The organism is Rhodococcus tibetensis (genome assembly GCF_024438035.1).
In the GTDB taxonomy this organism is placed as follows: domain Bacteria; phylum Actinomycetota; class Actinomycetes; order Mycobacteriales; family Mycobacteriaceae; genus Rhodococcus_F; species Rhodococcus_F tibetensis.
Map to the genome: position 1 here is coordinate 333,425 of NZ_JANFQF010000001.1, position 20,709 is coordinate 354,133.

The window sequence follows — 20,709 nt, forward strand, 5'->3', positions numbered from 1 at the left end:
CCCCGAAGCCTGTCCACGGGCCCAGTTTCGGAGTAGCCATGGATACCCTGGATGTCTCCCGGTGGCAGTTCGGCATCACCACCGTCTATCACTTCATCCTCGTCCCCCTGACGATCGGGCTCGCGCCGCTCATCGCCGCGATGCAAACGATGTGGGTGGTCACTGGTAAGACCCACTGGTATCGACTCACCAAGTTCTTCGGCAAGCTCTTCCTGATCAACTTCGCGCTCGGTGTCGCAACCGGCATCGTGCAGGAATTCCAGTTCGGCATGAATTGGAGCGAATACTCTCGCTTCGTGGGAGACGTGTTCGGAGCTCCGCTGGCGCTCGAGGGTCTGGTCGCATTCTTCCTCGAGTCGACATTCCTCGGACTCTGGATCTTCGGTTGGGGCCGACTGCCCAAGCTCGTCCACCTGGCTACCATCTGGCTGGTCGCCATCGGGGTGAATGCGTCCGCGTACTTCATCATCGCGGCCAACTCCTTCATGCAGCATCCCGTCGGGGCGACCTACAACCCCGACACCGGTCGCGCCGAACTCACCAGCATCTGGGCGCTACTCACCAACAACACGGCGATGGCGGCCTTCCCCCATGCGGTGGCCGGCGCGTTCCTCACGGCAGGAACCTTCGTCGCGGGTATCGCCGGATGGTGGATGGTGCGCAGCATGCGACGGGCGAAGACGGCCACCGCACCCGAGGCGGCGAAGCTGGAAGGTGACGCACGGACCATGTTCCGTCCGGCCGCGCGGCTGTCGCTGCTGGTGGTGATCGCCGCAGGTGCCGCACTCGTCTTTACCGGCGACGTGCAAGGCAAGCTGATGTTCGAGCAGCAGCCCATGAAGATGGCGTCGGCAGAATCGCTGTGCCACACCGCGACCGACCCCGACTTCTCCATTCTCACGGTCGGCACCCACAACAACTGCGATGGTGTGACGCACGTGCTCGACGTGCCGTTCGTCCTGTCCTATCTCGCCGAGGGCGAGTTCACCGGGGTGACGTTGCAGGGCGTCGAGGATCTACAGGCCCAGTACGAAGAGCAATTCGGTCCCGGTAACTATCGCCCCAATCTGTTCGTCACCTACTGGTCGTTCCGCGCCATGATCGGTCTGGCCGCCGGTTCCGCTCTGCTTGCGGTGGCTGGGCTGTGGCTCACGCGCGGTGGCCGGGTTCCTGATCAGAAGTGGTTCTCGTGGCTCAGTGTCGCCGCGATCCCTACACCCTTCCTCGCCAACAGCGCCGGCTGGATCTTCACCGAGATGGGCCGCCAGCCATGGGTTGTCGCGCCCAATCCCACCGGAGTGGACATGATCCGGCTGACCGTCGACCAGGGCGTGTCGCATCATTCGGTGTGGACCGTGTGGTTCTCCCTGATCACCTTCACTCTTCTGTACGGCGCTTTGGGCGTGGTGTGGTTCAAGCTGATTCGTCGCTACGCCGTCGAAGGGCCGCTCGAGCACGACGCCCATCCACCGGGCGACGACGAGGAACCCGAGGAGCCGGACACGCCCAAACAACTCTCGTTCGCCTACTAGGGGAGACGGTCATGGGACTCGAAGAAGTGTGGTTCATCCTGATCGCGGTGCTCTTCACCGGGTATTTCGTGCTCGAGGGATTCGACTTCGGCGTCGGAATGCTGATGCCGGTGCTGGGCAGGCGCAAGGACGCCGACGGGGACACTCGCCGGCGAGTTGTCCTCAACACCATCGGCCCGGTGTGGGACGGCAACGAGGTGTGGCTCATCACGGCGGGCGGCGCCTTGTTCGCAGCGTTTCCCGAGTGGTACGCCACGTTGTTCTCCGGTTTCTACCTCCCGCTCCTGCTGATTCTGGTGGCACTCATCGTGCGAATCTGTGCCATCGAGTACCGCGGCAAGATCGACGACGACACCTGGCGCCGGCGGTGCGACTGGGGCATCGTCTTCGGGTCGTGGGTTCCCGCGGTGCTGTGGGGTGTGGCCTTCGCGAACATTGTGCGGGGCGTCGACATCAATGCCGAGAAGCAGGTCACCTCGAGTCTTCTCGATCTGCTCAATCCCTATGCGCTGCTCGGTGGGCTGACCACGGCGCTCGTGTTCGCGTTGCATGGTGCCGTGTTCCTGGCGCTCAAGACCGCCGACGACGTCCGCGTCGACGCCGTCGAACTGGCGACGAGGCTGGCACTGCCTACAGTTCCGGTGGCCGGGGGATTCGTCCTGTGGACTCAGCTGGCGTACGGCAAGGGGTGGACCTGGATCCTGGTGGTGGCAGCAGCCGCGGCTCTCGTCGGGGTGATCGCCCTCACGCGCGCCGGACGCGAGGGCTGGGCGTTCGCACTGACGTCGATCGCCGTCGTCGCCAGCGTGGTGCTGCTGTTCGCGTCGCTCTTCCCCGAAGTCATGCCGTCTACCCTCGACGCCGCCTATAGCTTGACGATCGACAACGCGTCGTCGAGTCCGTACACGCTGAAAGTGATGACCTGGGCGGCTGCGTTCCTCACTCCCGTGGTCCTCATCTATCAGGGCTGGACGTACTGGGTGTTCCGTCAACGTATTTCGACCAAGCACATCCCGCCGTCGATCGGTCTCCCACTCGGGCGCAGATGAGCGTCGACACAGGCGCGGAACTTCGTCTCCCCGGTGAGCGGCCCACCGGGAAGACCGGTTCCCGCCCGCCGATCGATCCCCGGTTGTGGCGCTACTCCGCCGCGGCCCGCGGCTATCTCGTCCTGACCGTCGGGCTGTCGGTTGTCAACGTCGCGATGGTCGTCCTGTCGGCCCTGGCCCTCGGACGGATTCTCGCGGGAATCATCGTCGACGACGCCACCGACGTGCGTCGATGGACCACCGAACTCTCGATTCTCGTAGTGGCGACCGGAGTTCGAACTCTCGGCACCTGGTTGCAATCAAGGTTCGCGCATCGTGCGGCCAGCCGGGTGGTGGCAGAACTGAAGGGTGAAGTCCTCACGGCCGCCGTCCGGCTGCGACCCCGAGACCTCGACGTGCGGCGGGACGAGATCGCGACGGTACTCACCCGCGGAATCGATGGTTTGTTGCCGTATCTCACCGGCTATCTGCCCGCCCTGGTTCTCGCGGCCACACTTACCCCCGCGACTCTGGTGGTCATCGCCTTTGCGGACCTGACGTCGGCGGCGATCATCTTCGTCACCCTGCCGTTGATCCCGATCTTCATGGTCCTCATCGGTTTGCTGACCAAGGGCAAGGCGGCAAAGACGCTGACTGCGATGACGGCACTGTCTTCACAGCTGCTCGACCTACTCGCCGGTCTGCCCACGCTCCGTGCGTTGGGGCGTGAGCACGGCCCAGCCGTGCGAGTGCGGGAACTCGGTGACGCCCACCGCCGCACCGCGATGTCCGCCCTGCGGGTGGCATTCCTCTCGTCCATGGTGCTCGAACTGCTCGCGACCCTGTGCGTCGCGTTGGTCGCTGTCAGTATCGGTCTGCGCCTGGTTTACGGGGAAATGACCCTGGAGGCAGGAATAGTGGCGCTGATCCTCGCGCCCGAGGTGTATCTCCCGCTGCGAATGGTCGGAACCCGCTTCCATGCCGCGGAAGACGGAATGGCGGCGGCAGACCGGGCATTCGCGGTGATCGATGCCGACCGTCCCGTCAGCGGCGCAGGGACCAGCGGCATCGACGCACGAGGAGCGAGGATCGAGTTCGACGGAGTGAGCGTACGTTCGCGCCACGGCATGGCTCCGCGTGCCTTGTCCGGAGTGTTCGAGCCCGGTCGCGTCACTGTGCTGACCGGACCGAACGGCTCCGGCAAATCGACCGCCGTGCAGGTTCTTCTGGCCCTCACCGAACCGGACGCCGGAGAGGTGCGCGTGGCCGGAATGCCCGTCCCACAACTCGACCGGACGGCGTGGTGGGCGCATGTGGCCTGGCTCCCGCAACGTCCCGTTCTCGTACCCGGCACCCTGGACGAGAATCTCCGGCTGATCGGGGACGTGGTGGACGTCGAGGAAGCTTGTACGGCAACCGGTTTCGATTCCGTTCTCGCTGAACTCCCGGACGGTTGGGACACTCGCGTCGGTACGGGTGGCGAGGGCTTGTCGCTGGGCCAGCGTCAGCGGCTCGCGCTGACCCGGGTGCTCGCCACCCGGCGTCCCGTCCTGGTTCTCGACGAGCCGACCGCGCACCTCGACGACAGGTCTGAATCGACCGTGCTCGCCTCCCTCCGGAGGCTCGCTTCGGCGGGGAAGACCGTGGTCGTGATCGCCCACCGGCCCAGTGTGCTGGCGGCCGCCGATTCCGTGATCGAGGCGCGTGCCGATGCCGACTGACCCGCTCCTGCGTGCCCTCCTGCTCCTCGAACTCGCGCCGAGGCGAGTGCTGCGTGCCGTGGCCGCCGGTGTGGCCACCCTGGGCAGCGCACTGGCACTCGCTGCGCTGTCGGCGTGGCTGATCACGAGAGCCTGGCAGATGCCGCCCGTCCTCGATCTGAGTGTCGCGGTGGTCGCGGTCCGGGCCCTCGGGATCTCCCGCGGGGTGTTCCGCTACCTCGAGCGGCTGGCCACCCACGACACCGCTCTGAGGGGGACGACGTCCGCCCGTAGTCGGCTGTATCAGCGGCTGGCCGCCGGAAATCCCGCCGCCGCGGCGGGACTGCGCCGCGGCGACCTCCTCGCCCGCACCGGGGCGGACGTGGACACTCTCGGCGATGTCGTGGTGCGTGCGCTCGTGCCCATTGCCGTCGCGGTCGTCCTCTCCGGGGCAGCGGTGGGCATCCTCGCCGTCATCTCTCCTGGCGCCGCGCTGATTCTCGCGGTCTCGCTCGCCGTGTCCGGGATTGCCGCGCCGGCACTCTCTGCCCGGGCAGCGCTGATGTCCGAGACGGACGGCGCCGATGCTCGGGCACGCTTCAGCGAAGAGGCAGTCACGGCGTTGGATCACGCAGCCGAGTTGAGAGTGGCCGGACAACTCGACCGCACCGTCGACGGTGCAGTCGGCGCCGAGCGGGCCGCCGTCGCAGCGACCGACCGCGCCGCTGTGCCCGGCGCGTTCGCGGACGCCGCCACACCGCTCGCGGTCGGGGCGAGCGTGATCGGTGCGCTGCTCATCGGCGTGAACCTGTACTCGTCGGGGACGATGAGCCCGATGGCCCTCGGCATCCTCGTCCTCGTGCCGCTGTCGGCGTTCGAGGCGACCAGCGCCCTTCCCGCGGCCGCTGTGGCGCTGAGCCGGGCCAGGATCGCGTCACGGCGGATCCTCGCGCTGCTCGATGTCGCCGCCCCCGACCCCCATCCCGGAGACCGGGAACTGGTCGGTCCCATGCACGTGCGAACGACCGGCCTGCGGTGCGGGTGGCCCGGCGGCAAGACAACGGCACCGATCGACCTGGACCTCCCGCCGGGTGCCCGGGTCGCGATCGTCGGCGGAAGTGGCGCAGGCAAGACCACCGCGCTGATGACACTCGCCGGACTGCTGCCGCCGGTGTCGGGAGAAATCGACGTCGACGGTGCCGACCTGGCCGAAGTCCGGCCCGACTCCCTGCGGCGCAGAATCGGATTCTTCGCCGAAGACGCGCACCTCTTCGACACATCCGTACTCGAAAATTTGCGCGTCGCGCGCGGCGATCTACAGGAGGACGAAGCGCTCGACGTCCTCGATTCCGTGGGGCTCGGCGAATGGGTGGCGCGGCTGCCGCAGGGCCTGTCCACCACACTCGCCGGCGGCGCTCGGGCCGTGTCGGGCGGGCAACGCCGCAGGTTGTTGCTTGCCCGCGCCCTCCTCTCACCAGCCGACGTGCTGTTGCTCGACGAACCCACCGAGCATCTCGACGCGGACGCCGGGGCGCAACTGCTGAGAGATCTCCTCGAGGGGGACGGAAATCTGGTGTCGTGGCAGCGCACCGTCGTCGTGGTCACTCATCAGCTGCCGCAGGATACCAGCGCTGACCTGGTGATTCACGTCGAGAACGCGGAGAGCGAAAATACGTTGCCGACGCCGTGAGTGCGGCGTACTTTCTTGAGTACACGAGGAAGGAGGTGGTCTGAAGTTGAATGACATACGGACACGTGAGGTGGCTGCCAGCTAGCCGCTACCGCTGACGGAATTCACTGACCGTGCGAGCGGCGAGCGAATCCCAGGCAGCTACCCGGCCTCCGAGCCCCCGGTCTGGTCCAGATCGGTTCCGGTGCACCCGCACCGGAAGGCTCGGGGGCCGTTCTGCGCTCCGCGCCTGTGCGCACATGTCAACCGCGGACTGTTGACGATTACTCACGGGTGGGGTCAGCCGATGTAGCGGGTGAGGCGCGCGGAGAGGCGCGGGAGGAGTTCTCCGTCGGCGATGATGCGTTCCTCTACGTAGGCGAGGTCGCCGCCTTCCACGATTCCGTAGAGACGCTTGGCGCCGCCGACGAGGTCACCGGAGGTGCTGCGGATGACGACGTCGGTGGCGAGTTCCCACGACGATTGTGTGAGGGCGCGACCGTAGAACAATTCGACGATGCCGGAGCTGTGGGTGAGTAGCAGCTCGACGACTTCTTCGTTGGTGCTACCGGGAATGCCGTCGCCGCTGATGCGCCAGAAACCGGATTCGCGGAGATCAGGGCGGACGTATTCGCCCTCGCTGTCGAGAACCCAGGACTGCGATTCCCAGCTCAGGTAGTTGCTACCGTTGTGGGACACGATGATCTGCTGCCCGAATCGGTAGTCGCCGGTGTCGGGGTCGTGGCCTTCGCCTTCTCCGCGCCATACACCCACGAGGGGCAGTACCGCCAAGAGTTCGTTGTTGAGGTCCGGGCCGAGACGCAGATTCGCGGTGTCCTCGGGCAGCGGAAGGTCCGGAAGCAGGGGAATGTTGCGCGACGCCGTCGACTTTGAACGCTCGATGGCGGCCGCTACAGCTGCGTCTCCACTGCCGCGACGAACGGCCGCCGAATCACCGGCCTGCTCGTCGGAAGCCGGCCGGTCTGAAGACGGATCTGCGCCTGCGTCCGAAGAGGAACTCACGACTCGTCGGTGACCAGGCGGTAGATCGTGTACAGCGAGAACCACGTGATCAACACGGCGGCAAGGACAAGAAGTACCTCGAAGAAGATAACCACGCTGACATCTTAAACCGGCGCATTCGAACGGTCGAAACGGGAGCAGCGTTCGTGGATGCCTAGTACCGTTTCCGCGTCGCTGGCCTTCGGGACCAGGATTCTCTTTTCTCCATCCGGCCAGGTCGTTCCGCATTAATCACGGAGGTTTCATGCTGCGCCCACGCTCCGATTTACTCGCGAGAGGTGTGATCATCGCCACAGCAGTTCTTTTCGCGTGGGCGATACCGGGTGTCGCGGTGGCGGCGCCGGATACGGGAAGTGTCGGCTCGGGGAGTGCCGACACGGACCGGGTGGATCCCAACAATTACGCCGCCGACTGCCCGGATGCGCTGATCGTGGCCGTGTCGGGCGCCACCGATTCGACGGAAGACCGCGACCCCCTCACGGACGAGGAGCGCCAGCTCTGGTCGAACTGGGTGGGCAACGTGACGGTGCCGACCGGGGCGCGCAACGCGGACGAGCCCGGGAAGGTGGGATGGATGTACGTCCCGTATCCCTCCACCTACGGTGTGGGTCTACTCGAACCCGTTCCCACGTATCAAGATTCGATGACGGCCGGTGTCGCGTCGACCAATCGGATCCTCGACGAGAACAAGACGAAGTGCGGTGACACCACCGAGTACGTCCTCGTCGGGTACAGCGTCGGCGCCGAGGTCGTGGAAAGGGTGGCGCGCGAACTGGGCCACCGTGACGCCACTGCGCTGGTGACCGCCGACGACATCGCCGGGGTGGCCTTGATCGGCGACCCGTACCGGCCCGCGGGGACTCCTTCGCTCGGGAACACTGGCCCCGCGGGTGGGGGATTCATGGCGTCCGAGCCGGCCGACTACGGCGCGCTGGAGGGAAAGATTACCTACGCGTGCAGGCCGTACGACATCGCGTGCGACGCGCCGCAGGAAATTGCGGTCCTCGAACTCGCGTTGGGAGTGCTCGGTCAGATGCACTTCACGCTGCTGAACCCGGGCGAGACGTTGTCCGACTTCGCGACAGCGGTGTCGGGCATGGCTGCGCGCTCGATCGTGCACATCATCACCCACGAGGACTGGTTCGCTTCGGACGAGTCGTTCCTCGACGTGCTCCGGAAAGTGGCGGACCTCAGTTACGACCCCGATGGCCCCGACCGCGACATCGAGCTGACGAACAAGCAGGTTGTCGAGGCGCTGAACTGGGCGATGGGGCCCGGCTCGGAGGTGGTGCAGGCAAAGCTGGCCGACGAAGGCGCCGGATTCGTCGAGGACAACAAGGACATCTTCGACCTGGTGGTCGAGCCGTATATCTTCCTCGGGTTCATCCAGCACTTGTTCTACTGGAACAACAACCCCAACGACCCCTGGTACTGGGAGAGCGAGAAACTGGTCGACTGGATCACCGACTTGGCTCATGCCGAGAATGGCGGCGGCACAGCAGCGCAGACCGATGCGACGACCCCGGGCAACTAGACCTTGGGGACGAGAAAGGCCCCGCTCCGGATGCGGAGCGGGGCCATTCTGTTGTGCGGTGGAATTACTCGCCGACGGTGACGTCGACGTTGTGAACGCCCGCCCCGCTCGGGCTCACCGTGGCGGTGCCGTTTCCGGAGCTGGACAGTGCACGCACCGTCCAGTCGCCGGGGGCGGCGAAGAAGCGGAAGTCACCGGTGCCCGAGGCAACGACCTCGGCGGTGAACTCGCCGCTGCCGTCGAGGAGGCGCACGAACGCTCCACCGATCGGCTGGCCGTCAGTGGCGAGGACACGGCCGGTGATGACCGTTTCCTTCTCCACGTTCACGCCTGCGGGCAGGGTCTGGGTCTGGACGGGTGCTCCACACATAATCAGTGAACCTCCAACTCGATCGGGGCGCCGACGAGTGAGCCGTATTCGACCCAGCTGCCGTCGTAGTTCTTGACATCGGACTTGCCGAGGATTTCCTTGAGCACGAACCAGGTGTGGCTCGAGCGCTCACCGATGCGGCAGTACGCGATGGTGGGCTTCGACTCGTCGTACCCCTTCTCCGAGTACAGCTTCTCGAGGTCGTCGTCCGACTTGAAGGTGCCGTCCTCGTTGGCGGTGGTGCTCCACGGGATGTTGATGGCCGTGGGGACGTGTCCACGCTGCTGGGCCTGCTCCTGCGGCAGGTGCGCCGGCGCGAGGATCTTGCCGGAGAACTCGTCGGGCGAACGGACGTCGATCAGGTTCTTGTTGCCGATGGAGTCGATGACCTCGTCGCGGAACGCGCGGATCGACAGGTCGGGAGCCTCGGCCTTGTACTGGGTGGCCGGGCGGGTGACGGTCTCCTTGGACAGGGGGCGTCCGTCGAGCTCCCACTTCTTGCGTCCGCCGTCGATCAGCTTGACGTCGTCGTGGCCGTACAGCTTGAAGTACCAGTACGCGTAGGCCGCGAACCAGTTGTTGTTGCCGCCGTACAGGACGACGGTGTCCTCGTTGGCGACGCCCTTGGCGGACAGGAGGTCGGAGAACTGCTGCTGGTTCAGGAAGTCACGACGGACGCCGTCCTGCAGGTCCTTCCGCCAGTCGAGGCGGATGGCACCCTCGATGTGGCCGCCGTCGTATGCGCTGGTGTCCTCATCCACCTCGACGAAAACGATCTTGGGGGCATTGAGGTTCTGCTCAGCCCAGTCGGCGGAGACTAGGACATCGGAGCGAGCCATGGTGTTCCTTTCGGTGTACTTACTCGGTTTCGGGTGGATGGTGCAGTGGTGTAGGACGGTCAGGGGAGTAAAGCGGTCAGGCGCTGACGCGCGCTCGCGCGATCAGTGGATAGATCTGGCAGCCCAGACAGAAGCCGAACGCGGCGTTGAGGAACGCGGCGAACAGGGCGAAGCCGGTGGCAACGCCGCCGACGATGCCGGAACCGGCCAGGAAGCCGATGGTTCCGACCGCGGCGAAGACGAAACCGACGAGCTGGGCGAACCGAAGCGGTGCGACGGGTTCCTTCTCGGTTACCGGGGCGAGCCGGGGAGCGACGAGTGCGCCGAAGACTCGGCCGTACGGGCTGCGGCGCGGCCCGGTGGCTGCGCCGACTGCGAAGACGACGGCCTGCAGGGCGAGCAGGACGCCCGCGGCGAGCAGTGAGAACACGGAGAGAACGAATACAGCGACCAGGACGGCGGTGGTGACCCAGGCGGCGAACCGTGGGCCACGGACATCGACCTGCTCGACTTCGAGGGTTGTGGACATGAGAGGTGCTCCTGCGGTGAGTGCTGAATGCTTGCCTGGCTCCGATGGGCGACGAACATCGTCCTCATCGGGTTTCGATCACGTGAGCGGTCCGCGGTGTCAGCAGAAAGTGACAGTCCTGGTGATCAGCAGCAGGTACAGCAACAAGCCCCGAGGCGGCACAGGTCAACCGTGCGGCGTCGGGTGAGCATGAGCTCGTGGCTGGATTGCACGTCGGTGAGTTTACCCGGTTCTTCAGGAATTTGAAGCGGGGGGCCGGGAGAGTGGTTCAAGCGCAGCGCGCAGGTCGGCCGCGGCAGGCACTCCGGATACCCGGAAGCGTTCGCGCAGGTCGCTGTCCAGAATGAACGTCGTCGGCAGGGACAGGACGCCCAGTTCCCTGGCGAGAGCGGGATATTCGTCGATGTCGAGCTCCACCTCTGCCGGCGGGTGGGGCTCTTCGGAGAGGTCGTTCACGACCTGTCCGACCACCCTGCGCACAGCGGCACACGGCCCGCACCAGTCCGCAGAGAAATGCAGCACGGTCGCCGAATCTGCAGATGCTGCCGCGCCGGCGGCCTCGAGCAGGCGCCGCCGTTCGTCGGTCACGGGAGAATCGGACTCGCTCGTGGTGCGGACCCTGCCTTGTCTGCGCTGCCACACCAGCCCGAACGCGATCGCGACGAGCAATGTGACGATCAACAATGTGATTCCGGTCATCTGTTCTGCAATTCGTTCAGGTCGATCGTGACGTCGTCACCTACCCCTTCGATGACTATTTGTGAACCCTCGGCGTAGACCTGCGTGGGCTGGACCCCGAACGGCAGTTCCCGGGGGTCGATCGTGCGGGTGAAGAGTCCGAGGATGCCGGGAGCGAGGGGGTCGGGGATGCTGAAGTCGGCGTGACCCTCCGGTCCGAAGTAGAAGTCGCTGGCCACGATCTTCACCTGACCTCCCTCGAGGACGAGGTCGGCCTGCACGCTGACCGTGGTCTCGATCGGTCCCACCGGAACCGTGCCCGTGAGGACGACCCCTCCTGCCGTGGGCATACCCGAGCCACCCGACCCGCCGGTGCCGTCCGATTTGCTCGCCGGAGGGGCCGACACCTGCAGGTCCGGTATACCGAGGAATCTGCCGAGATCGGTGGCGTCGATCAGCATCCGGCCCGTCAGGTGATCGACGGGAAGAGCCTGCACCGTGCCGTCCACCAGATCGGACAGCGGCGCTGACACGCCCTGCAGGGTGGACTCGATCGTCACTTCACCCACGACGTCGCTCTGTACGCCTTGCGCGCGGATCTCGATGTTGTCGTACTCGCCTTCCCAGGCCTGAGTGAGGAACGGGAACCCGTGGACCGTGACCTCCGGGTCCGCCGTGAGCGACGCGCCCGCCCTCAGCTCTCTCGACACCCGGTACTCGGCGTAGGCCGCTGCGCCGAAGTCGACGACGAGACCGAGGGCGACGAGGAAGACGATTCCCATGATGAGTTTCCGCACGGCCCCATTGTGACCGACAGGGTGACCGGGGGCGCCGGTGCAACCATCGGCGCCGGGCCTGGGGGGTTCGGTGCAACGAACAGCTCAGGTGGCGCGCTACTCTGTCACCGACAAAAGTGTCGATACCTTCAGTGTCGATCTACCTGCACCCGGCCGTCTCACCAGTCGGCCGGTCGGGGACGACGGTGACGAGATGGGAGGCTGTGTGGAGCTACTGCTTCTTACCTCCGACCCCAACCCGGATGCGGTCCTACCGGCCCTCTCCCTGTTGGCGCATTCGGTGCGGCCTGCTCCGACGGAGGTGTCTTCGCTTCTGGAAGCGAGCTCCGCTGATGTCGCCCTGGTGGACGCGCGGACGGATCTCGCCGCCGCCCGTGGCCTGTGCAGGCTGCTGGGAAGTACCGGCTCTGCCGTACCGGTGGTGGCCGTACTGACCGAGGGTGGCCTGGTGGCCGTCAATTCCGATTGGGGATTGGACGATATCCTTCTGCCCGGCACCGGACCGGCAGAGGTCGACGCACGTCTGCGGTTGCTCGTCGGGCGCAGTGGTGGCGTCGCCAGCCCGGAGGCCTCCGGCAAGATCACGCTGGGCGAACTCGTCATCGACGAGGGCACGTACACGGCCCGTCTGCGCGGCCGCCCCCTCGACCTCACCTACAAGGAATTCGAGCTCCTCAAGTATCTGGCACAGCATGCGGGGCGGGTCTTCACCCGCGCACAGTTGCTGCAGGAAGTGTGGGGATACGACTTCTTCGGTGGCACGCGCACCGTCGACGTGCACGTCCGACGCCTACGGGCGAAGCTGGGCAGCGAGTACGAATCCTTGATCGGTACAGTCCGCAATGTGGGGTACAAAGCCGTTCGGCCCGCCCGGGCCAAGTCGGGTGCGCCTGTCGCGCCCGTCGACGACATGGATGCCGACGACATCGACTTCGAGTCGGCCGAGGGTCCGGCGATCTGATGAGTGCTTCGGTGCAGTCCTGGCAGGACCGGCTCGACGCGACGCAGGCCGTCAAGGTATCCGCGCTGTTGGCGCGGGCAGCCGAGGCGGACGGAACCGCGCCGGTGTCGGAGCAGGGGATTCACGCGTTGGCCGGTGTCGCCGAGGTTCGACACCTGGTGTGGACCGACGAAGACCGTGTGGTCGGCTACGCGCAGTTGCAGCCGGGTCACGGCGAGCACCCCGCGATGGCGGAACTCGCGGTAGACCCGAAGGCGCGTGGCCGCGGAATCGGTGGCCGCCTGGTCGCCGAGGCATTGGACGAGGGCGGCCAGGGTGCGCGGGTCTGGGCGCACGGCAATCTGCCCGCTGCACAGGCGGTAGCGCAGCGTCTTCAGCTGACCGGCGCGCGTGAGCTGTTGCAATTGAGGCGTCCGCTCGCCGGTGCCGATATTCCGGATCTCGTTGCGCCGGAGGGTATTACACTACGTGCCTACCGCGGCGTCGAGGACGACTCCGAGGTGCTGCGAGTCAACGCCGCTGCGTTCGCCTGGCACCCCGAGCAGGGCTCGTGGACCCCACGCGAGATTGCGGAGCGTCGCGCCGAGGACTGGTTCGATCCGGCGGGACTGTTCATGGCCTTCGCGACATCGGACGAGAGCACATTGCTCGGCTTCCACTGGACGAAGGTGCACCCGGCGCAGGGTGACGATCCGGCTATCGGTGAGGTCTACGTCGTCGCGATCGACCCCGACGCGCAGGGGCGCGGGCTGGGTCGCTTCCTCACGCTGGCCGGACTGCACTATCTGCGCGACCGTGGAATCGGGGCGGTGCTGCTCTACGTCGAAGGTGATAACACCGCCGCCCTCCATACCTACGGGCGTCTGGGTTTCGAGTCGTTCCACGTCGACGTGGCCTACGCGCGCCGCTGACGATCTCACTACGTTCCGGTCGGTCGTACGTCCGGGAAATCTGGACGAATGCGTGGTCTGTTCACTTTCCGTTCACCGATCGTGGTCCAACTGGACATTCACTACCCCTAGGTTTCTCCATGGGCAGCGCCGTGTTGCCTGGTGCAGGATTCAACCAGCGATCCGCGCCTCATGTCGCCGCCCGATCGTGGGGCGAGACGATATTTCCGGAGGACCTAGGTGAATTTCAAGCGCAATGGTGCCCTGCTCGGTGCAGTGGCCCTGGGTGCCATGACCTTGGCCGCGTGTGGCAGCGACAACAACGCCGCGTCCAGCGGAGTCGACGTTGCTGCGTCCAACGCAACGTGCGAGGGCAAGGCAAACCTTTCTGCCGCCGGTTCCTCGGCGCAGAAGAACGCGATGGACCAGTTCGTGTCCACTTACATCTCCGTCTGCCAGGAAAAGGGTAAGACCGTCAACCTCGCCTACAACCCCAGCGGTTCAGGTGACGGACGCACGCAGTTCATCGCCGGGCAGATCGACTTCGCCGGTTCCGACTCGGCAATCAAGGCCGAGCAGGCAGAGCAGGCGAAGGCCCGTTGCGTCGGCGGCGAGGCATGGAACCTTCCCCTCGTCTTCGGGCCCGTCGCGATCGCGTACAACCTGGACGGCGTCGAGGACCTCGTGCTGAACGGTGAGGTGACGGCGAAGATCTTCAACGGCACCATCAAGAAGTGGAACGACCCGGCGATCGCCGCACTCAACGAGGGCGCCACCCTCCCGGATCAGGACATCACCGCCATCATTCGCTCGGACTCCTCGGGCACCACCGACAACTTCCAGCAGTACCTCGGCGCCGCATCCAACGGTGCCTGGACCACTGGTGCAGGCTCCGACTTCACCGGTGGTATCGGTGAGGGTGCCAAGGGCTCGGCCGGCGTCGCGCAGGCTGTTGCGTCCGCTCCCGGCGCGATCACGTACGTCGAGAAGTCGTTCGCCGACCAGAACAAGCTGAAGGCCGCGCAGATCGACAACGGCTCCGGTCCGGTCGAGTTGACCGACGAGACTGCCGCCAAGGCCATCGAGGGTGCGAAGTTCAAGGGTGAGGGCGTGGGTGACCTCACCCTCGACCTCGGATCCATCTTCGGTACCAAGGAGGCCGGCGCATACCCGCTCGTGCTCGCCACCTACGAAGTTGTCTGCTCCAAGGGCTACGACGCCGACACCTCAGCTGCTGTCAAGTCGTTCCTGACCAGTGCCGCGAACGAGGGCCAGGCAAACCTGGCCGAGCAGGGCTACGTGCCGCTGCCCGACGCTTTCAAGGAGAAGCTGAACGCGTCGGTCGCCGCGATCGGCTGATTCGTCGGCAGTTCGTTCGGACCGCCCCAATCTCTATATTCTGACGAGAAGGAATGCGAGCGCAGATGAGTGAAGCGCCCACCGAATCAGCACCTCGCACCTCCGGCGCCGCTTCCGGCGGCGCCGGGGTGGGCGGTCCGAACGGCACGACGGAGGCCGAGTTGAGTTCTACCCAGGCCGAGACCCCGACCCCGACCCCGACTTCGGCGGGAGGGACGCCCGGCAAGGCGGTAACCAGGCCCGGAGACCGAGTTTTCCGCTCACTCGCCACCAGTTCGGCGATATTCGTCTCCGTTCTCATCGGGGCGATCGGCATTTTCCTGGTCTGGCGCGCGGTTCCTGCTCTGAGCAGGAACGAGGTGAACTTCCTCACCAGTCGCGAGTGGGTCACCGTGGACATCAATGCGATGGCTTTCGGGGTTCTCGACCTCTTCCAGGTGACCGTACTGGTGTCGGTGTTCGCGTTGGTGCTGGCAATGCCGGTGGCTCTCGGGATCGCGATCTTTCTCACGGCATACTCACCGAGTTGGCTCAAGCGCCCGCTGGCGTACGTGATCGACCTGCTCGCCGCGGTGCCGTCGATCGTCTACGGATTGTGGGGCCTCCTCGTCTTCGCCCCGGCGATCAGACCGTTCGCCGTGTGGCTGAACGAGAATCTTGGATGGTTCCCGTTGTTCGCGACCGGTAGCGGATCCATTCTGGGCGGCGGCACCATCTTCACCGCGGGCATCGTGCTCGGTGTGATGATCCTCCCGGTGATCACCGCGGTCACCCGGGAAGTCTTCGTCCAGACGCCCACCGCGCACATCGAGGCGGCGCTTGCGCTCGGTGCCACCCGGTGGGAGGTCGTCCGGACCACCATCATCCCGTTCGGTAAGTCCGGTTACATCAGTGGTTCCATGCTCGGCCTCGGTCGCGCTCTCGGGGAAACCATGGCGCTGTACCTGATCTTGCGGACCACGTCGCAATCGTTCTCCTGGTCCTTGTTCGACGGTGGCGCCACCATCGCCTCCAAGATTGCCCTCGGGTACGCCGAGTTCAACAACGACATCCAGGCCGGCGCCTACATCGCCGCCGGTCTCGTGCTCTTCGTGCTCACCTTCGTCGTGAACGCCGCAGCCCGCGCCGTGATCGCAGGAAAGAAGGACTGACCCATGACCGCGACCCTCGACAAGCCGGTCAAGGCGCCCACCTTCCGTGGTGTCGGCACCCGGCGCCGTGTCACGGACCTGACCGCGACCGTGCTCGTCACATTGGCCGTGCTCGTAGCGCTGGTTCCTCTGGTGTGGGTGCTGTTCACCGCGATCGCCAAGGGAATTCCCGCCCTGACCTCGGCCAGTTGGTTCACGCACTCACTCAGCGGCTTGACGTCTTCGGCTGCCGGCGGCGGCGTGTACCACGCGCTGATCGGCACCATTCTGCAAGGACTCGTCTGCGCGCTACTGTCCATCCCGCTCGGCCTCTTCGTGGCGATCTATCTCGTCGAGTACGCCGACCGGAAGTCGCGGCTGGCCAAGCTCACCACCTTCATGGTCGACATTCTCAGCGGTGTCCCGTCGATCGTGGCCGCCCTGTTCATCTACGCGCTGTGGATCGCAACCTTCGGGTTCCCGAAGTCGGGATTCGCAGTCTCGCTCGCGCTGGTGTTGCTGATGGTCCCTGTCGTCATCCGCAGTACCGAGGAGATGCTTCGTATCGTTCCCCAGGACCTGCGAGAAGCGTCATACGCGCTCGGTGTTCCGAAGTGGAAGACGATCGCCAGGATCGTGCTTCCCACTGCGTTGCCGGGCATCATCACGGGTGTCATGCTGGCCCTCGCCCGGGTGATGGGCGAAACTGCTCCGCTGCTGATCCTCGTCGGTTATGCACCCTTCATCAACTTCGATCTGTTCGGTGGTGAAATGGGGACACTGCCCGGTGTCATGGTGGCCGAGATGAACAACCCCACCGATGCCGGCACCAACCGCATCTGGGGCGCGGCGCTGACGCTGATTCTCCTCATCGCCGTCCTCAACGTTCTGGCCAAGGTCATCGGCCACTTCTCACAGGTTCGTAGCAAGTGACACATACACACACATCAGTAGGGAGCCGGTAATGGCCAAGCGTCTGGATCTCAAGGACGTCAACATCTACTACGGCAAGTTTCATGCCGTCGCCGATGTCGGGCTGTCGGTTCCCCCGCGGAACGTGACTGCCTTCATCGGACCGTCCGGCTGCGGCAAGTCGACCGTTCTCCGCACCCTCAACCGTATGCACGAGGTGACTCCCGGTGCGCGCGTGGAGGGTTCGATCCTCCTCGACGGCGAGGACATCTACGGTTCCGGCACCGATCCGGTCGGTGTCCGCAAGACCATCGGCATGGTGTTCCAGCGACCCAACCCCTTTCCGACGATGTCCATCAAGGACAACGTGGTGGCCGGTCTCAAACTGCAGGGCGAGCGCAACAGGAAGCGCCTCGACGAGGTCGCGGAGCGCTCACTGCGCGGCGCGAACCTGTGGAACGAGGTGAAGGACCGTCTCGACAAGCCCGGCGGCGGCCTCTCCGGTGGTCAGCAGCAGCGTCTGTGCATTGCGCGTGCGATCGCGGTATCACCCGACGTGCTGTTGATGGACGAGCCCTGCTCCGCTCTCGACCCCATCTCGACGCTTGCGATCGAAGACCTCATCACCGAGTTGAAGAAGGACTTCACCATCGTCATCGTCACCCACAACATGCAGCAGGCAGCGCGGGTGAGTGATCAGACGGCGTTCTTCAACCTCGAGGCGACGGGCAAGCCGGGCCGTCTCGTGGAGATCGACGACACAGAGAAAATCTTCTCCAACCCGACACAGAAGGCCACCGAGGACTACATCTCGGGCCGCTTCGGATAGAGCACAACGACGAACGCCCCGACCGGATTCCGGTCGGGGCGTTCGTGTGTGGAATTGCTCTTACGTCTCGGGGTAGGTGGTCAGGTTGTCGGCGTCGGCGACCGGGCCGGTCTCGTCGGGCAGCTTGCCGGTGACCAGGAAGATGACGCGACGGCCCACCTCTACGGCATGGTCGGCGAAACGCTCGTAGAAACGGCCCAGCAGGGTGACGTCGACAGCGGCGGCTACGCCGTGCTTCCATTCACGATCCATGAGGACGGTGAACAGGTGCCGGTGCAGGTCATCCATCGCCTCGTCCTCCTCCCGGAGACGTGCGGCGCGCTCGGGGTCTCGCGTCTCGAGAACCTCACGGGCTGCTGCACCGATGGAGACGGCGATGCGCCCCATCTCCGCGAAGTAGCCGTTGACCTCCTCGGGCAGAACGTGATTCGGATGTCGGCGGCGCGCGATCTTCGCGACATGGAGGGCGAGGGCTCCCATGCGGTCGATATCGGCGACGATCTGGATTCCGCTGACGACGGAGCGGAGGTCACCGGCGACGGGCGCCTGAAGGGCGAGGAGGGCGAACGCACGCTCCTCGCAGATGGTGCTGAGATCGGTGATCTGGTCGTGCTCTCCGATCACCTGCTCGGCAAGGGTGAGGTCGGCCTGGAGCAGTGACTGGGTGGCCCGCTCCATGGCGGCCCCCGCAAGCCCCGCCATCTCACCGAGCAGGTCGGCAAGCTCGGTCATTTGTTCGTTGTAAGCCACGCGCATGAGGTCACAGCCTACGGTGCACGGGAGTCCAAGTCACGATCGCGGGGTGAACGCAGGGTGAACGACGTGCCTGATCAGCGCTCAATCGCAGGACGCGTCACCGGCGTTGACCACCGCGAGATCAGCGGGAATTTCGACGTCCTCCGGCTGGCCGACACGCACCCTGGACATGTCCAGCGGAGTGTCGATTGCACTCGGTACGTCCACCGCCCCGGAGAAGTTCGAACCGATCGCCACCTCGGCTACCGTGCCCAGACCCGAGGTCGACTCGAGAATCGCGCCCGGGAATGCCGACGCGAGGGTTGCAGCTTCCGCTTCGTGCCCAGGGGAGAACCGGACGACCGTCTCGGCACTCGTGGCCGTGTAGTTGCCGACGTTGTAGATCTGAAAGCCCTGCGCCGCCAGTGCGTCTGCGGTGGTCGCGGCCAACCCGGATTCGCCGGAAGCGTTGGACACCTGCACGGACACGCTGGCCGGGTCTACCGCAGAAACGGAGAGAGGTGCGCTCGGTGTCGGCGTCGGGGCAGACGCTGCGGCCTCGATCGGTTCGGCTCGCTTCTCGCCGGGCAGCGGGGCGTCGTCGATGATGGCGCGGAAGATGGCCTTGATGTCATCGGTGCGCGGAATTTCGTTTCCCCACTCGGTAGTTCCTGCAGTCGGGACGGTCAGGAACGTGACTGCGCCCGCGTCGACGTTCTGCAATGAACGTCCCAAGGTGACCAGCGATTTGGTGTCGATGTTCTCCACGAACGTGTCCCGGGTGAAGGCGTTGATGAACCCGTTGAGTTTGCCGGGGTTGAGGAGCACCTGACTGGACAGGGCTCCGCGGAGCAGCGCAGACAGGAACCGCTGCTGACGATTGATGCGGCCGTAGTCGCCGTTGCCTTCCGCCTCCACATGACGTGCACGCACGAAGTTCAGTGCAGTCTTACCGTCGAGTACCTGGGTGCCGGCCTGCGGGAGAACCGTTCCGAGGACGTAGTCCTCGAGCGGCTGGGTGGTGCAGATCTTGACGCCTCCGATTTCGTTCACCATGGACTCGAAACCGGCGAAGTCCATGCCGACGAAGTGGCCGATCTTCAGACCGGACAGTTTCTGGATCACCTTCACCAGACACTTCGGCCCGCCCAGTGCGTAGGTGGCGTTCAGCTTGTCGCCCTCGGCGGAGGGGAACGTTTCTTCGCTGTATGTCCCGGTGTCGTTATCCCAGCCTTGGCAGACCGGGCGCTCGACATCGAGGTCGCGGGGAAACGACACCGCCACCACGCGGCTGCGATCGGCCGGAATGTTGACCAGCATCACGGTGTCGGCGCGCGAACCCTCGGCGTCGTCAACGGTTCCGGCACCGATCGCACCACTCGCACCGGCCCGGGTGTCGGTGCCGACGATGAGATAGGTCTCGTCACCGGTCTGTCCACCGGCGTCGACGATGTCCGTCGACTCGGTGTCGAGGGCAGCGATCTGGTCGAACTTGCCTTCGGTGGAACGTAGGTAGCCCCACACGATTCCCGTTCCGGCGAGCGCGATCACTGCGACCAACGCCACGAACCCGCGTCCCGCGGCCCGCAGGCGGCGCCGTCGACGGCTCTTGCTCAACGCCAGACGCGTCAATGCCGGATTGCCGACGACCTGGGGTGTCGCGGTGGTCTCGGCGTCGGCGTGCCAGCCGGTATCTGCGTCACCGGTAGGAGGTTCCGAAGGTGAAGGAGTGAACGTCGGCTTCCGTGGGGGGACGGCACCGGGCGGAGGATGACGCTCGTCGACGGGGGGGATCGTCTCGGTCTTGTCCGGGTCATCCTGCCTACCCGGTTCGTCTCCGGCGACCTTCTTGACGAGGTCTGCGACGGAGAGGCCCTCCGTAGGTCCGCCTGCCGCGCGGCGGCCGGCGCGGCCGCTGTCGTGGCGCGACGCGTCCGAGTGCTCTATCGGCGAACGGCGGTCGGACGGAGCCGGACGCTCAGGAGTGTGCAGTTCCGGGGGTGGCTGGCGGGGGGGAAGTCGACGTTGCCGTCCCGATTGTGCCTCCCGATAGTGTTGATCGGCGAGAGGGCGTTCCCAGGGGGCGCGAGTTTCGGGCGTCGGGGCATCCGAAGTGTGATCATCACCCACCGATACAACCTGCCCTTTCCGCCGACCCGGACCTCCGTCGGCGCCGACGGATTCCAGTCATAGT

19 protein-coding genes are annotated in these 20,709 nt (G+C 65.5%); 11 read left to right on the forward strand and 8 right to left on the reverse strand.

The window, feature by feature from the left end:
• The first annotated feature begins 38 nt into the window (after nt 1-38).
• Genes NOF53_RS01640 through cydC form a run of 4 tightly spaced genes read left to right on the forward strand, consistent with a single transcriptional unit; the run spans nt 39 to nt 5,950 of the window.
• Entirely contained in the window at nt 39-1,532 is a 1,494-nt protein-coding gene (locus tag NOF53_RS01640) for a cytochrome ubiquinol oxidase subunit I (RefSeq protein ID WP_255965224.1), read from the forward strand.
• Between the two features lie 11 nt (nt 1,533-1,543).
• Nucleotides 1,544-2,581: a cytochrome d ubiquinol oxidase subunit II gene (gene cydB / locus NOF53_RS01645; protein WP_255965225.1), complete on the forward strand. Its 1,038-nt coding sequence runs from the start codon at nt 1,544-1,546 to the stop codon at nt 2,579-2,581.
• Nucleotides 2,578-4,281, forward strand: coding sequence for a thiol reductant ABC exporter subunit CydD (cydD, locus tag NOF53_RS01650; protein ID WP_255965226.1), 1,704 nt, complete (start codon nt 2,578-2,580; stop codon nt 4,279-4,281). The genes cydB and cydD overlap by 4 nt, the downstream gene beginning before the upstream one ends.
• On the forward strand, nt 4,271-5,950 hold the full coding sequence (gene cydC, locus NOF53_RS01655) for a thiol reductant ABC exporter subunit CydC (RefSeq protein ID WP_255965227.1): 1,680 nt from the start codon (nt 4,271-4,273) through the stop codon (nt 5,948-5,950). The genes cydD and cydC overlap by 11 nt, the downstream gene beginning before the upstream one ends.
• A 279-nt stretch (nt 5,951-6,229) precedes the next feature.
• Here the strand turns inward: cydC and NOF53_RS01660 are convergent, their stop codons facing one another.
• Entirely contained in the window at nt 6,230-6,952 is a 723-nt protein-coding gene (locus NOF53_RS01660; protein ID WP_255965228.1) for a heme-binding beta-barrel domain-containing protein, read from the reverse strand.
• A 244-nt stretch (nt 6,953-7,196) separates the two neighbouring features.
• Here NOF53_RS01660 and NOF53_RS01665 point away from each other — a divergent pair, with 244 nt between their 5' ends.
• Entirely contained in the window at nt 7,197-8,486 is a 1,290-nt protein-coding gene (locus NOF53_RS01665; protein WP_255965229.1) for a cutinase family protein, read from the forward strand.
• Between the two features lie 64 nt (nt 8,487-8,550).
• Here NOF53_RS01665 and NOF53_RS01670 read toward each other — a convergent pair whose 3' ends face one another.
• The 5 genes from NOF53_RS01670 to NOF53_RS01690 all read right to left on the reverse strand — a co-directional run bounded on the left by NOF53_RS01670 (nt 8,551) and on the right by NOF53_RS01690 (nt 11,699).
• Nucleotides 8,551-8,856 carry a DUF1416 domain-containing protein gene (locus tag NOF53_RS01670; RefSeq protein WP_255965230.1) on the reverse strand — a complete coding sequence of 102 codons (306 nt, stop codon included), beginning with the start codon at nt 8,854-8,856 and terminating at the stop codon, nt 8,551-8,553.
• A 2-nt stretch (nt 8,857-8,858) separates the two neighbouring features.
• Nucleotides 8,859-9,695, reverse strand: a complete 837-nt coding sequence (locus NOF53_RS01675; RefSeq protein WP_255965231.1) for a sulfurtransferase — start codon at nt 9,693-9,695, stop codon at nt 8,859-8,861.
• 76 nt (nt 9,696-9,771) lie between these two features.
• Nucleotides 9,772-10,224, reverse strand: coding sequence for a DUF4395 domain-containing protein (locus NOF53_RS01680; RefSeq protein ID WP_255965232.1), 453 nt, complete (start codon nt 10,222-10,224; stop codon nt 9,772-9,774).
• Between the two features lie 234 nt (nt 10,225-10,458).
• Complete coding sequence (locus tag NOF53_RS01685) at nt 10,459-10,923, reverse strand: thioredoxin family protein (protein ID WP_255965233.1); 465 nt, start codon at nt 10,921-10,923, stop codon at nt 10,459-10,461.
• Nucleotides 10,920-11,699 (reverse strand): LmeA family phospholipid-binding protein, encoded by a 780-nt coding sequence (locus tag NOF53_RS01690; protein WP_255965234.1) that lies wholly within the window; start codon nt 11,697-11,699, stop codon nt 10,920-10,922. The genes NOF53_RS01685 and NOF53_RS01690 overlap by 4 nt, the downstream gene beginning before the upstream one ends.
• Before the next feature lie 205 nt (nt 11,700-11,904).
• Here NOF53_RS01690 and NOF53_RS01695 point away from each other — a divergent pair, with 205 nt between their 5' ends.
• From NOF53_RS01695 to pstB, 6 genes are all read left to right on the forward strand, one after another.
• Nucleotides 11,905-12,660 carry a winged helix-turn-helix transcriptional regulator gene (locus NOF53_RS01695; protein ID WP_308213773.1) on the forward strand — a complete coding sequence of 252 codons (756 nt, stop codon included), beginning with the start codon at nt 11,905-11,907 and terminating at the stop codon, nt 12,658-12,660.
• Nucleotides 12,660-13,571 carry a mycothiol synthase gene (mshD, locus tag NOF53_RS01700; RefSeq protein ID WP_255965235.1) on the forward strand — a complete coding sequence of 304 codons (912 nt, stop codon included), beginning with the start codon at nt 12,660-12,662 and terminating at the stop codon, nt 13,569-13,571. The genes NOF53_RS01695 and mshD overlap by 1 nt, the downstream gene beginning before the upstream one ends.
• Before the next feature lie 219 nt (nt 13,572-13,790).
• The gene (gene pstS / locus NOF53_RS01705) at nt 13,791-14,909 is read left to right on the forward strand and encodes a phosphate ABC transporter substrate-binding protein PstS (protein WP_255965236.1); all 1,119 of its coding nucleotides are present in this window, start codon (nt 13,791-13,793) and stop codon (nt 14,907-14,909) included.
• A 65-nt stretch (nt 14,910-14,974) separates the two neighbouring features.
• The gene (pstC, locus tag NOF53_RS01710) at nt 14,975-16,060 is read left to right on the forward strand and encodes a phosphate ABC transporter permease subunit PstC (RefSeq protein WP_255965237.1); all 1,086 of its coding nucleotides are present in this window, start codon (nt 14,975-14,977) and stop codon (nt 16,058-16,060) included.
• Nucleotides 16,061-16,063: 3 nt separating this feature from the next.
• Nucleotides 16,064-16,972 (forward strand): phosphate ABC transporter permease PstA, encoded by a 909-nt coding sequence (pstA, locus tag NOF53_RS01715; RefSeq protein ID WP_255965238.1) that lies wholly within the window; start codon nt 16,064-16,066, stop codon nt 16,970-16,972.
• 31 nt (nt 16,973-17,003) lie between these two features.
• Nucleotides 17,004-17,780 carry a phosphate ABC transporter ATP-binding protein PstB gene (pstB, locus tag NOF53_RS01720; protein WP_255965239.1) on the forward strand — a complete coding sequence of 259 codons (777 nt, stop codon included), beginning with the start codon at nt 17,004-17,006 and terminating at the stop codon, nt 17,778-17,780.
• Nucleotides 17,781-17,840: 60 nt separating this feature from the next.
• On the opposite strand, the gene phoU is transcribed toward pstB, so the two are convergent.
• Nucleotides 17,841-18,536, reverse strand: a complete 696-nt coding sequence (gene phoU / locus NOF53_RS01725; RefSeq protein WP_255965240.1) for a phosphate signaling complex protein PhoU — start codon at nt 18,534-18,536, stop codon at nt 17,841-17,843.
• Between the two features lie 81 nt (nt 18,537-18,617).
• A complete protein-coding gene (locus NOF53_RS01730; RefSeq protein WP_255965241.1) occupies nt 18,618-20,645 on the reverse strand; it encodes an LCP family protein in 2,028 nt (675 codons plus the stop codon).
• Between the last annotated feature and the right edge of the window lie 64 nt (nt 20,646-20,709).

Coding starts and splice junctions, on each gene's coding strand:
- NOF53_RS01685 (WP_255965233.1), bottom strand. CDS start 10,923: ATGACCGGAATCACATTGTTGATCGTCACATTGCTCGTCGCGATCGCG.
- pstA (WP_255965238.1), top strand. CDS start 16,064: ATGACCGCGACCCTCGACAAGCCGGTCAAGGCGCCCACCTTCCGTGGT.
- cydC (WP_255965227.1), top strand. CDS start 4,271: ATGCCGACTGACCCGCTCCTGCGTGCCCTCCTGCTCCTCGAACTCGCG.
- mshD (WP_255965235.1), top strand. CDS start 12,660: ATGAGTGCTTCGGTGCAGTCCTGGCAGGACCGGCTCGACGCGACGCAG.
- NOF53_RS01640 (WP_255965224.1), top strand. CDS start 39: ATGGATACCCTGGATGTCTCCCGGTGGCAGTTCGGCATCACCACCGTC.
- NOF53_RS01680 (WP_255965232.1), bottom strand. CDS start 10,224: ATGTCCACAACCCTCGAAGTCGAGCAGGTCGATGTCCGTGGCCCACGG.
- cydB (WP_255965225.1), top strand. CDS start 1,544: ATGGGACTCGAAGAAGTGTGGTTCATCCTGATCGCGGTGCTCTTCACC.
- NOF53_RS01675 (WP_255965231.1), bottom strand. CDS start 9,695: ATGGCTCGCTCCGATGTCCTAGTCTCCGCCGACTGGGCTGAGCAGAAC.
- phoU (WP_255965240.1), bottom strand. CDS start 18,536: ATGCGCGTGGCTTACAACGAACAAATGACCGAGCTTGCCGACCTGCTC.
- NOF53_RS01670 (WP_255965230.1), bottom strand. CDS start 8,856: ATGTGTGGAGCACCCGTCCAGACCCAGACCCTGCCCGCAGGCGTGAAC.
- cydD (WP_255965226.1), top strand. CDS start 2,578: ATGAGCGTCGACACAGGCGCGGAACTTCGTCTCCCCGGTGAGCGGCCC.
- pstC (WP_255965237.1), top strand. CDS start 14,975: ATGAGTGAAGCGCCCACCGAATCAGCACCTCGCACCTCCGGCGCCGCT.
- NOF53_RS01665 (WP_255965229.1), top strand. CDS start 7,197: ATGCTGCGCCCACGCTCCGATTTACTCGCGAGAGGTGTGATCATCGCC.
- pstB (WP_255965239.1), top strand. CDS start 17,004: ATGGCCAAGCGTCTGGATCTCAAGGACGTCAACATCTACTACGGCAAG.